General features: G+C 34.4%; 10 protein-coding genes. 6 read left to right on the top strand and 4 right to left on the bottom strand.

Translation table 11 applies throughout. The features are described from left to right. Positions 1–9 precede the first annotated feature (9 nt). A complete protein-coding gene (locus NDQ75_RS08685) occupies positions 10–2,808 on the bottom strand; it encodes a helix-turn-helix and ligand-binding sensor domain-containing protein (protein WP_202027083.1) in 2,799 nt (932 codons plus the stop codon). Between the two features lie 145 nt (positions 2,809–2,953). On the opposite strand from NDQ75_RS08685, the gene rmuC reads away from it, so the two are divergent. From rmuC to NDQ75_RS08655, 6 genes are all read left to right on the top strand, one after another. Then, the gene (gene rmuC, locus NDQ75_RS08680) at positions 2,954–4,306 is read left to right on the top strand and encodes a DNA recombination protein RmuC (protein WP_202027082.1); all 1,353 of its coding nucleotides are present in this window, start codon (positions 2,954–2,956) and stop codon (positions 4,304–4,306) included. Between the two features lie 112 nt (positions 4,307–4,418). Next, positions 4,419–5,636, top strand: coding sequence for an ImmA/IrrE family metallo-endopeptidase (locus NDQ75_RS08675; protein ID WP_202027081.1), 1,218 nt, complete (start codon positions 4,419–4,421; stop codon positions 5,634–5,636). A 1-nt stretch (position 5,637) separates the two neighbouring features. Continuing rightward, complete coding sequence (locus NDQ75_RS08670; protein ID WP_202027080.1) at positions 5,638–6,174, top strand: hypothetical protein; 537 nt, start codon at positions 5,638–5,640, stop codon at positions 6,172–6,174. Positions 6,175–6,393: 219 nt separating this feature from the next. Then, positions 6,394–6,939: an acyl-CoA thioesterase gene (locus NDQ75_RS08665; RefSeq protein WP_202027079.1), complete on the top strand. Its 546-nt coding sequence runs from the start codon at positions 6,394–6,396 to the stop codon at positions 6,937–6,939. A 154-nt stretch (positions 6,940–7,093) separates the two neighbouring features. Beyond that, on the top strand, positions 7,094–7,702 hold the full coding sequence (locus NDQ75_RS08660) for a transcriptional regulator (RefSeq protein ID WP_202027078.1): 609 nt from the start codon (positions 7,094–7,096) through the stop codon (positions 7,700–7,702). A 109-nt stretch (positions 7,703–7,811) separates the two neighbouring features. Next, positions 7,812–8,525, top strand: coding sequence for a DUF3307 domain-containing protein (locus NDQ75_RS08655; RefSeq protein ID WP_202027077.1), 714 nt, complete (start codon positions 7,812–7,814; stop codon positions 8,523–8,525). 37 nt (positions 8,526–8,562) lie between these two features. Here NDQ75_RS08655 and NDQ75_RS08650 read toward each other — a convergent pair whose 3' ends face one another. From NDQ75_RS08650 to NDQ75_RS08640, 3 genes are read right to left on the bottom strand one after another with little or no spacing between them, the layout of a single operon-like run. Continuing rightward, positions 8,563–9,474: a Ppx/GppA phosphatase family protein gene (locus NDQ75_RS08650; protein WP_202027076.1), complete on the bottom strand. Its 912-nt coding sequence runs from the start codon at positions 9,472–9,474 to the stop codon at positions 8,563–8,565. A 16-nt stretch (positions 9,475–9,490) separates the two neighbouring features. After that, complete coding sequence (gene ppk1 / locus NDQ75_RS08645; RefSeq protein ID WP_202027075.1) at positions 9,491–11,596, bottom strand: polyphosphate kinase 1; 2,106 nt, start codon at positions 11,594–11,596, stop codon at positions 9,491–9,493. Next, entirely contained in the window at positions 11,597–12,082 is a 486-nt protein-coding gene (locus tag NDQ75_RS08640; protein ID WP_202027073.1) for a SixA phosphatase family protein, read from the bottom strand. Positions 12,083–12,096 lie beyond the last annotated feature (14 nt).

Here is a 12,096-nt window from a genome sequence, read left to right as displayed (position 1 = left end):
ATCTTTTATTTATACCCCCATTAAATATTCGTTTAAATTTTGTTCTGAAGACAATTCCAGTTTTTTTCTTAATCGGTAGCGATGAATCTCAACACCACGAACGGAAATTCCCATAAGGGGCGCAATTTCCTTGCTGGATAAATTCATTTTTAAATAAGCACAAAGTTTCAAGTCCTTTGGGGTAAGCTTCTCGGGATGTTGCTTTACTAGACTTTTGAAAAAAGAATCGTGTATCTCATTAAAATTAGACTCAAACACTTCCCAATCGTTCGCATTGTTAATATTGCTATTAATTTTACGCAACAATTTATTGTACCTGCTTTTGTCTATAATTTCCGATTTAAAATAGTTGAGTTCTTCCTTTAAATTAAGCAACAACTCATTCTTCTTTGTCATTTCCAAAGCCGTATTGGCAAGTTCTTTGGTTTTTCCCTTCAATTCTTTTTCATGCTGAGCCTTTTGTATTTCGTTCAGTTTTTTCTCGTGGAGCAGCGCTTCTTCCTTCCTATTAAGTTCTTTTTCATGCTCAAACTGATCTTCTAAATATTTTTTATGCCGGATCAACATATACTTGTTAACCGTAAATATGCCCAATATCAATAAAACAACTATAACAAGCAGCAAAACTCCTCCCCACATACCCAGGTACCAAGGTTTACGGGTTTCCAATGATAAGGTTATTCCATTCTCTGAAATATCCGATTTCACTTTAGTTCGAATTTCAATTTCTGTAGTGCCGTATGGTAATTTGGTTATTTCAATCTTCCCATCAACGGCATCACCAAATCCCTTTGTTTCTTCGTTGGATAAAGAATACACAATAGAATTGTTGGAAAGTAAGGGAACCGAAGTTTCAATTAATATGGTATCTCTTTGTTTTAAATGAATAACGCTATCCAGTTTCTGAGGAATTCCGTTTTTGTAAACCCGATTAATCGTTGGTTGCTCCTCTACCGTTTTGGATGCAATGCTATTGGTTTTAAACGCCAAAATATCATTATACAGAGCAATCTGGATAAGAGAATCGCTCACCGCCACTGCTTTTTCATCATTCTTTAGCAGTCGGTTTTGGTAATACCGAACGGGTAAATAAAACTGAGTTTCATCGTTATTTAAAGTCTCCCGAACAAAAAGAGAACCATCAGGCTTTATAAAAACAATCGGATTTAAACCATCATCGGTAATGGGGTAGGCATCTTTTTCTTTTCCTAAAATCGTTTTTAAAGAAGTAAAAGGTTCTATTTTTTGTTCTAATGAATTGTATACAAACCATTCTTCTTCATTATAAAAAGCCACCTGACCGGCAATGGAAAACAGTTTTATTAAATACTCATTTTTAAATTGACTATTGAAATCTTTTTCAATTTTAGTTACTTTAGAATAATCCTCTGAAAAATGAATTCGATATACTCCCTTGTAAGTATGTGCCACCCATGCGGTATATTCCTTTTCAAAAACAATTTTCTTTACAGGAAAGTCAATTCCCTCAACCTCCTTTGTTGCCCAAACATCTTTTTCTTTAGAATAACGGGTAATTCCAGAGTAATTTCCTTGAAGATATGTTTCGGGCAAATGGCTGATTTGCTTAAAAACATAGCCTCCATTTTCCTGCGATATTGGTTCCCACTTTTTATTTCTTATCTGGTAAGTTCCTAAATTATGGCCGCAAACAATAACATCATCAACTAAGCTAAGGTCCCAAATATGGCCTTGTGACCCTTCAATAAACTCTATACCTTCCTTATTGCTAACATACACACCGGTGTTGGTAGCAATGTAGGTTTCATTATTATAAACCACCATATCATAAACTCCGCCAATATCCTGCTTGGATGGGTTTAAATAATAGGCATCGAAGGCTATGGGGACAGCAGATATTCCATTATCCAACGCCAACCATAATATCCCCCGATTATTATAAATGCTGCCTAAAACCGTATTGTTTTGTAAACCACTTTTTACATTCAAATTGTAATAACGATTTGTTTTACGGTTCCAAACGTATACGCCATTCTTAATGGTTCCGAAGAAAACAAAATCCTTTGTAACAGTAATTTTATTTAGTTGATTCTCCTTCAAAACCTTATTCAATGGATGTTGCCAAGGTCTCAAACGATTATTTTCCCAAATAAAACAACCATTTAAAGAAGTCCCGATAACAATCCTATTTCCGTCAAACGCGTTTATGGATTGTACTTTAAAATCCTTTAAAAAACTTGTTTCTGGAACCAAACTCAACTGCTCACCGTCCAATTTAAGAATGCCTTCGTTTCTGGCAAAAACATAAAACGCATCATTAATTACGTTTCCTCCAAGAACGGTGTTTTCTCGCTTTAAAAGTGAAATTCTACCATTTTCATAAATGAATATACTACTGAAAGATTTAAAAATTATGGCATCCTTTAACTGATAAATTCCCCAAATAGATTGAGTTTCTATATCTTTTGAATCGAGCTGCGCACTTAAGCTATGGTAGTTTAGGCTCCCCGTTGCTGTTTTTTCCCAATAACCAAATTCTTCATAAGACCCAGTAAATACCTTTCCGTTGAAATAAGCAACCGAGCGAACAATGGTTTTGTTGGGTAGCTCATAGAATCGCCAAACTTTACCGTCAAACTCCAATAAACCTTCATTATTGGCTACATAAATATTCTTTTTCCCTTGGGTAATGCCCCAATTCTGTATCCCCGCTTTATAATCGTGAACATTGAAATTATGTATGGGCGGCTGGCTTTGACCATTCAGAAAGAACGAGTAAAAAACAATCCCTAAAAAAATAACTATTCTTGGATATAGCTGAAAAAACATTCCGAAACCAATTTTTTTGTATGAGTACGTTCAAATTTTCCTTAAAAGACATTCATTTGAAGCGATTCTTTTATCTTTACATTTCATTTATAAAACTCATTTACCAATTCAATAATTGGTATAAATTTTCACGAAAATACATATAATGACTGAAAATCTTCTTTTAATACTTGTTGCTTTTATTTTTGCTGCCTTTGGAATTTTTATTGGTATCTATATCCAAAAACTAAAAAATAGCAATCAGAAGAATAATTTTGACACTCAAGAACAACAACTGCTGCAACAAATAGCCTCTTTAAGGGCTACTATTGAAAAAGAAACTGCGGCAAAAGAGGAAATTCGTCAGCAAAAAGATGCCTTGGCGATACAGCTGTCTCGAAAAGAAGTAGATTTTGATAACCTTTTGGAAAGAAATAAAGAACAAAAGGCTGAAGTAGAAAAGCTTCAGGAGAAATTCACCAAGGATTTTCAAATTCTCGCCAATCGTATTTTAGAGGAAAAGTCTGAAAAATTTACGCTTCAGAATAAAGAGAATATCAAAAACATATTGAATCCGTTACAAGAGAAAATTCAACTTTTTGAAAAACGCGTAGAGGATAGCAACAAAGAAAGTATCACCCGACATTCCGCTTTACAGGAGCAATTGCGGAATCTAAAAGACCTCAACCAACAAATTACCAAAGAGGCTTCCAACTTAACCAAAGCGTTAAAAGGAGATACCAAAATGCAAGGAAACTGGGGCGAATTGGTGTTGGAAAGAGTGTTGGAAAAATCTGGACTGGAAAAAGGGAGTGAGTATACCGTTCAGAATAGTTTTACTACGGAAGAAGGAAAGCGCGTACTTCCCGATGTAATTATTCATTTACCAGACAATAAAAAAATGATTGTCGATTCTAAAGTTTCGCTAATTGCTTACGAACGTTATGTTAATGAAGAAGATGAAGATTTAAGGCCTGCATTATTAAAAGAGCACGTAAATTCCATAAAGAAGCACGTAGACCAATTAAGTGCAAAAAACTATCATGATTTGTACAAAATTGAAAGTCCGGACTTTGTGCTACTTTTTATCCCCATGGAACCTGCTTTTGCCATTGCATCCCAGCAAGAACCGCAATTATATAATATAGCTTTTGAAAAAAATATCGTTATTGTTACACCTTCTACCCTTTTAGCTACGTTGCGAACAATTGATAGCATGTGGCAAAACGATAAGCAACATAAAAATGCATTGGACATTGCTACCCAAGCGGGACGCCTCTACGATCAGTTTAAAAACCTATTGGATGATTTGGAGAAAGTAGGAAAACAACTGCAAACAGTGCAAAACTCGTACAGTAGTTCCATGACAAAACTTACAGGAAAAGGAAACCTTTTGGGGCGTGTTGAAAAATTGAAAAAACTAGGTGCAAAGGCAAGTAAACAAATTGACCAGAAATGGATAAAAAGAGCTGCTGAAGATGAGGATTTAGAAGAATTGCAATCGCCTGAGAATAGATAGTTACAAATAACTATGCTGCATTCCATATTTATAATATTTTAGGAAAATTTTCCCATAAAAGTGTGGGTGCAAACAAAAAATACTATTATATTTGGGAAAATTTTCCTGATAAATGAATGACTTTTCAATATCAAACCTACTTCAAGAATCTTTCAGAACGAAGGATTTTATAAATCCACGTGAAGTTTTTGAAAAAAAAATAGAAGAATTAAACATTAGCGAAAACCAAGCTTTCAACTTAATTGGACTTGACAAAAATTCGGTTAATCCAATTCTTGATGGTTCGATAAAGCATCCTAACTTATTCAATGTACTGAAAATATCTGATTTTCTAAACATCAACTTAAAGGACTTAATAGTATTTTTAATTGCAAATCAACAAAGTGATAAAATTAAAAAGCTGGAAACTTCTAATGATTTTCAATTCATAGAGAAAAATTTTGATATCGATAGATTAAGCAAAGTTGGTTTAATAAACTCGAAATCTGATTCATCCGAGATCAAGAAAAACTTATTGGATTTCTTCGGGTTTGAATCGATAAGAGAATATGAGGACTATGCTTCAAAATTAAATATGATTCTTTATAGCTCCACAAAAAGGAATTTCGCTGATAAGATGCGGTATTTTTCAATTTCATCAGCTTATATGATTTTTGAAAGAATCTCAAACCCAAATAGTTATAATCGAAATAACCTTAAAGAAATAGTTCCCAAGATTAAACCATACACTCAAGATATTGAAAAAGGATTGTTAACAGTATGTCAAGCTTTGTACAGTATTGGAGTAACTGTTTGTTTTCAAAGACAACTAACTACTTCTCAGTTTAGAGGAGCGACTTTTGCTGTAAATAGAAAACCCTGCATAGTCCTAACTGATTTGAATCAGAATTATGCAACTATCTGGTACGCATTACTGCACGAACTATATCACGTTTTATTTGACTTTGAAAGTATTTTGTCTCAAGGATATCATTTAACGGGAGAACCAGATTTGTTATTAATAAACGAGAAGAACGCAGATGATTTTGCTCAAGAGTTCTTTTTTGACTCTAACCTTTTAAGGTTTATTAAACCTCACATCAATAATGAATTAATGGTAAATCAAATTGCAAAAAAGAATAATATTCATAAATGCTTTGTTTATCGTGCTTTTCAGATAGATATGTACTATAATCATAACAAGAACTACTGGAAGGCATACAGACAACATTTTCCAGAAATAGATGAAACCGTTAAGAGATTATCTCCTTTAGTTTGGGAGACAGATTCAATCCCACAAAAAGCGAAAATTATTAAAGAAATATTTGAATTAAATAAAATAGTCGAGTAATATGGACAACAAGAAAAAATCTGCTAAAGATTTAGAGCTAGAAAAACTGAAAAATATTGAGAAGCTTGAGATACTTCAAAGGGCAAAACAACAACAAGGCAAACAGTTAAGTATTAATATTGAGGATGGTCAATTAAAAGAAATTGACGAACTGAAAGAACTAATTGACAAGAAATTTGACAATCCGGAGGAAAAACACTCATTGTTCTACAACGGAATCCAAAATCTATTGTTAAAATATTTGCCAAAAGGTAAAGAATTCGCAGAGCAGAGAAAAATTATCCATGAAGAAAAGTTGATTTTCTTAAATCGAGGTGTCGCGCTTAAACCAGATGGAACAAGAGGTAGTGACTCTAGAATGACTTATGCAGAAGACATGAATGAAATGGCAAAACTTATATCCGATTGGGTTTTGACTTCCCAAGATTACGTAGATTTATATTTGAGACTTTACCAATTAAACGAAAAATACGGTTACGGACATCAGATAAATGATGACTCGAGCAATCCTTTTTTTAACAGAATGAACGAAAAATAAAATACCATACAGAACATCAGCTATAAGTGATAGTGCGTCACCACCTACCTGTGAGAATGCTCGCAAACTTTCAGTTGGTATCTACTTACTAACCCTTAACCTACGCAACTACTTATAGTCTAAAAAATGTGCTGTATTTTTAAATAATTACAATAGTACTCATGGCCATAATCTAATAATTCCAGAATAATTGAGCATAACCACCAACTAAAAAAATATATGACACCAAAACTTAAACCCGTGAGTGCCTCACGTGTAGAAATTTCTGAATTAATGCTTCCCTCCCATTCCAATTTTAGTGGAAAAATTCACGGAGGGTTTATTTTATCGCTTTTAGATCAAATTGCGTTCGCCTGTGCCTCCAAACATTCTGGGTCGTATTGTGTAACAGCTTCTGTAGATACGGTTGATTTTTTAAAGCCTATAGAAATTGGCGAACTGGTTACTATGAAAGCTTCCGTAAATTTTGTGGGAAATACATCTATTGTTATTGGTATTCGTGTAGAGGCGGAAAATATACAAACCGGTGCGGTGAAACACTGTAATTCTTCCTATTTTACCATGGTTGCGAAGGATGATAATGGAAAGAGCGTTAAAGTGCCCGGACTCATACTAGAATCTGAACAAGATTTGAAACGTTTTTTTAAAAGTATAAAACGGAACCAATTACGCAAAGAACGCCATGAATACTCTAATCAATTGGATTACACGGTAAACGAACTTATCCATGAACTGGAAGGCTACAATGTGAAGATTAACCTATAAGATGCTCTTATCCTATTTTTAATTTGTTTTTATCGCCTTAAAACCCGATATTTGATTTTATTGGCTATTAACCCAATAATTATAAATATTGGTATTTAAGCCGATATTTTTGCAAATCGGGCTATAAGCCGGTATATAAGTTTTTCAAAAGACTATGACAAGTGTAATTACAGGCGATATTATAAACTCAAGGAAAAAAAATCCTGAAGAATGGCTGATTCCATTGAAAGAAGTATTCAGTGGTATTTCAGGAAACCAAAAGTTTTGGGAAATATATCGTGGGGACAGTTTTCAAGTAGAAATCAAAGATGTGTACTTTGCTTTTTCAGCAGCCGTTTTAATAAAAGCTACCATAAAGAGCATAAAAGGACTAGATGTACGCATGTCTATTGGTATAGGCGATAAAACCCATGAAGGTGAGAAAATTTCAGAATCGAACGGGAGTGCGTTTTTAAATTCGGGAGAATTATTTGAAAACCTAAAACCGTTAAAAACGAATTTAGCCATTCAAACAGACAATAGCGCAGTAAATAAAGAGTTAAACTTGTATTTTAAGTTAGCTTTAATTGCCATGGATAATTGGACAGCCAGTTCCGCAGAAATTGTGAAAGTATCTTTGGAAAGCCCCACGTTATCTCAAGAGGAATTAGGAAGCTTAATAGGAATTAAACAAAGTGCTGTAAGCGAACGCCTAAAGAGAGCTTCTTTTGAAGAAATTATGGAATTGGATATTATGTACCGCGAAAAAATAAGTAGTTTGTAACACCGAGGAGTAAACCTGCAATATTATTGCAGGAAAGATATGTGTGAGAGAAACTTGCAAAACGGTTATTAAGATTATAAATCTCACTAAGTGAGTAAAAAGTAAAAAAATGGAATTGTTTTTAAAATTGTTTCTTGCCCATTTATTGGGAGATTTCACTTTTCAATCCAAGAAATGGGTTGCTGAAAAAGAAGAGAAAAAAGCAAGGTCAGGGAAACTCTACATACATGTTTTAATTCATGTGCTATTGGCATTTCTTTTTGTTTGGGATTTTAGTCTTTGGTATATTCCACTCATCATCGGGGCTACCCATTTTATTATCGATGCAGCAAAACTCACCTTACAAACACCAAAGACCAAAAGACTGTTTTTCTTCTTGGACCAACTATTACATATCTTAGTAATTGGTGCAATTTGCTTTTGGCAGACTTCTGAAAATATAATTTTCAGTGAAATATTTCCCTCCAATACATGGCTACTTTTAAGTGCAATTATATTTTTAACCCATCCCACTTCCATTATAATAAAAACACTCATTTCCATCTACACCCCAAAAACAGAAATGGACTCTGGGGATTCTTTAGAAAATGCTGGAAAATATATTGGAATGCTGGAGCGTTTATTGGTTTTCACCTTTATAGCCACCAATCATTGGGAAGGCGTAGGCTTTTTAATTGCTGCGAAATCCATTTTTAGATTTAGCGATTTAACAGAAGCCAAGGATAGAAAGCTTACCGAATACATTCTTATAGGTACTTTGCTAAGCTTTGGGATTGCTATTGTAACTTCTTTACTTTTTGTATCTGGATTATTTACCGCTTAAACTCAAGTAACAAACCATACTTGAAGTGACCGGGAAATTACATTTCAGCGTAGATACTGTTCTCTTTTTCCAAATTGTAGAGCAACTTAATAATACCATCCGAAAGTCCGATTTTAGGAACATGAATACGCTTGGCGCCACTCCATTTAGACGCATTAAGATAAATTCGGGTAGCGGGGATAATAACATCGGCTCTATCCGGATTTAAACCCAGTTCGGAAATCCTGTCTTCGTAGCTCATTTCCTGTAGAAACTGATACTGAGCGTTTAAATAAATATACGATAACGGTTCGCCCGGTTTTCTACCAGACATTTTAAAAAGCTTATTAATATTGCCTCCGGAACCAATAATTTCAATACTCTTATACTTTTTAGAGTGACTTTTAATCCACTTTTCAATATCCTTCCACGTTTCTGCGGAAATCATTTCATTAAGTAAACGTACCGTCCCAATTTTATAGGATTTGGAAGCTACAATCTTACCATTGCTAAAAATAGTGAACTCGGTGCTTCCTCCGCCAACATCTACATACAGATAGGTTTTATCTTTATCAATCAATGTGTGTAAATCGGTTGAAGCAATGATAGCGGCTTCTTTTTTTCCATCAATAATCTCTATTTCTATCCCCGATTTACTTTTAATTGTATCCACCAATTCGTTTCCATTATTGGCCTCTCGCATAGCAGAAGTAGCACAAGCCATATATTTTTCAACACCATGAACTTTCATTAAAAATTTAAAAGCTTTCATGGTATCTACCATTCGTTCGGTATTTTGCTTGGAGATTTCCCCAACCGTAAAAGAATCTTGACCTAAGCGCACAGGGACTCTAACCAAAGAGCTTTTCTTGAATTGTGCTGCCTTTTCTTCATACTCAATTACATTATTTATCAATAACCGAATGGCGTTGGAACCTATGTCGATAGCTGCAAATTTTCGTATCCTCATGTACCTCTATGGAATTTTATTCTTTTACAATTTGCTTTTTTAAATAGTATTCATACGTTTCAAATTGTGACCTAAATTTGGCTCCTTTTTCTTTTCGATATGCATTGTCCTGTCTTTCAGAAAACACCCTTGCTTTCACATTATCTTTCCAGCAAATTTCAAAAGTTTCTATTATTTCCTTCTTTATGTCTTCATCATAAATAGGGCAACCTACTTCTACCCTAAAATCAAGGTTTCTTGTCATCCAATCAGCAGAAGAAATATAACATTTAGGATCGCCTCCATTGGCAAATATGAAAAGTCGTGGATGCTCTAAAAATCTATCTACCACACTTATAGCTTCTATATTTTCACTCATTCCTGGCACACCAGGTATTAAACAGCAGGTGCCACGAACTATTAATTGTATTTTAACGCCGTGGTTGCTTGCCTCATAAAGCTTGTCCACCATTTTATAACTGGTAAAGCTGTTCATTTTAATCTTTATGTACGCTTCTTTTCCAGCTTTTGCATTAGTAATTTCTTGATTGATAAGCTTTGTAAAAACCTTTTTTGTGTAATGTGGAGAAACTATAAGGTGTTTGTACTTGTTTATTTTGTAATTCGTTTCGAAGAAATCGAAAACTTTATTCAGTTCTTTTAAAATAGGTTGATGCGCCGTGAATAAAGTGTAATCAGTATAAATTTTAGCAGTAGATTCATTGAAGTTTCCAGTGCTTATAAATCCGTATCTTTTAATTTTTTCGTTTTCTACACGTTCAATTAGACATATTTTACTGTGTACTTTCAGTCCCTGTACTCCAAAAATAAGCTTTACCCCTTCTGATTGTAGCTGTTCAGCATATTCTATATTTGCCTCCTCATCAAACCTAGCTTGCAATTCTATTTGTACAGTAACTTCTTTACCATTTTTTACCGCATTGATAAGCGAACTAGCCACTTGCGAATTACTTGCCAATCGATAAACCGTGATTTTAATAGATTTTACTTTTGGATCGATTGCAGCTTCACGTAAGAATTTAATCACATTAGAAAATGTGTGATAAGGCGCGTACTGCAAGTAATCTTTCTGCGCAATGGCTTCAAACAAACTTCCGTCGTTGGTAAGTCCTTTTACCGGAAGCGGCGGAAACTTTTTATACATTAAATCGGCACGACCGAGGCTTGGAAAGCCCATATAATCTCGTCGGTTATGATATCTACCGCCAGGAATAACACTATCGGTGTTATCTATGCCCATTTTATCCTTTAAGAACTTCAAGGTGTCCTTATCTATCTCTTTATCGTACACAAATCGTACAGGTTCACTTATACGTCTACCTTTAACACTCGAGGAGATTTTTTCCATAAAGCTTTTACTCAAGTCGCTATCGATATCCAACTCAGCATCTCTTGTAATCTTTATCATGTGCGCGGAAAGCGACTCATAGTCGAAAATATTAAAGATACTCCCCATACAATATCGTATAAGGTCATCTAGAATGATAATGTACTGCTTATCCCCTTGACTTGGTAAAACCACAAAGCGTTCTATAGTCTTAGGAATTTCCAACAAAGCATAACGAACCTGTTTGGATTTAGGCACAAAAATACCTTTCACCCCTTCGTTAGGTTTTTGTTCTTTCATTACCATTTTAACCGCCAAATAACCCGCACTATCCTTTAAATTAGGAAGTTCATCTAAGTCACTTAGCATAATAGTCACCAAAGCAGGACTCACTATTTCAAAAAAGTAGTTTTTTATAAATTCACTATGAACAGGCGTGACTTCATCTTCTTTTACCCTAAAGATATTTTGTCCTTCCAATTCCTTTTCGATATCCCGAAGAATTTTTAGACTTTCGGTTTGATGGTTAATTACAATTTGGGTAATATCCTCCATCAAATCTTTAGCGCGGGTACCCCCTAAAACGCTCTTTCCAGTTTTTCCGGATAATGCAATACGCTTAACAGTGGCGTAGCGCACTTTAAAAAATTCATCTAAGTTATTGGAGAAAATTCCTAAAAAACGAAGTCTTTCAATTAATGGAACTGATTTATCTGCTGCTTCCTGTAGTACTCTGGCATTAAAGTGTAGCCAACTAATTTCTCTGTTTATATACTGATTTTTAACTTCGTTCATTTATTTAAGTTGCTTTGGAAAAATGATTTTTTCTGTTGTTCCTTGTTTGATATCACTCCATTTTTCTACATCAAAATGTAGGGTTACAAGTCCTGCTGTAGGGAGATTATCAATGGATTTGTTACCAAAGATATTAGAAATTGACGTGAAAGCATGATTATGACCAAAAATCATAACATTTTTATAGCGTTCATCTAAACTTTTAAGGAATGTAATTACCGAATCACCATCAAAATCATATAATTCTTCTGTAATTTTCACCTTAGATAAGTCCAATTTACTTTCTCGAACAAAAATCATGCAGGTATGCAAAGCACGAGCGGCCGGACTCGAAAAAATAATATCCGGAGTTGTAAGATTTACTTTAACTGTTTGCGCCACCAAAATGGCATCATTCACGCCACGTTCTTGCAAAGGCCTGTCTTTATCCCTCACTTCAAAATCCCAAGACGACTTTCCGTGTCGCATTAATGTTAAACTCTTCATATGCTACAAAATTT

Source organism: Galbibacter mesophilus, from assembly GCF_023721415.1.
Lineage (GTDB): Bacteria > Bacteroidota > Bacteroidia > Flavobacteriales > Flavobacteriaceae > Galbibacter > Galbibacter mesophilus.
The sequence above is the reverse complement of the archived record's forward strand: the minus strand, read 5'-3'. Positions and strand labels throughout refer to the sequence as shown.

Excerpts from the sequence above, each read along its gene's own strand:
- NDQ75_RS08660 (WP_202027078.1), top strand. The coding sequence starts at position 7,094 with ATGACAAGTGTAATTACAGGCGATATTATAAACTCAAGGAAAAAAAAT.
- NDQ75_RS08685 (WP_202027083.1), bottom strand. The coding sequence starts at position 2,808 with ATGTTTTTTCAGCTATATCCAAGAATAGTTATTTTTTTAGGGATTGTT.
- NDQ75_RS08670 (WP_202027080.1), top strand. The coding sequence starts at position 5,638 with ATGGACAACAAGAAAAAATCTGCTAAAGATTTAGAGCTAGAAAAACTG.
- NDQ75_RS08675 (WP_202027081.1), top strand. The coding sequence starts at position 4,419 with ATGAATGACTTTTCAATATCAAACCTACTTCAAGAATCTTTCAGAACG.
- NDQ75_RS08650 (WP_202027076.1), bottom strand. The coding sequence starts at position 9,474 with ATGAGGATACGAAAATTTGCAGCTATCGACATAGGTTCCAACGCCATT.
- rmuC (WP_202027082.1), top strand. The coding sequence starts at position 2,954 with ATGACTGAAAATCTTCTTTTAATACTTGTTGCTTTTATTTTTGCTGCC.
- NDQ75_RS08665 (WP_202027079.1), top strand. The coding sequence starts at position 6,394 with ATGACACCAAAACTTAAACCCGTGAGTGCCTCACGTGTAGAAATTTCT.
- ppk1 (WP_202027075.1), bottom strand. The coding sequence starts at position 11,596 with ATGAACGAAGTTAAAAATCAGTATATAAACAGAGAAATTAGTTGGCTA.
- NDQ75_RS08640 (WP_202027073.1), bottom strand. The coding sequence starts at position 12,082 with ATGAAGAGTTTAACATTAATGCGACACGGAAAGTCGTCTTGGGATTTT.
- NDQ75_RS08655 (WP_202027077.1), top strand. The coding sequence starts at position 7,812 with ATGGAATTGTTTTTAAAATTGTTTCTTGCCCATTTATTGGGAGATTTC.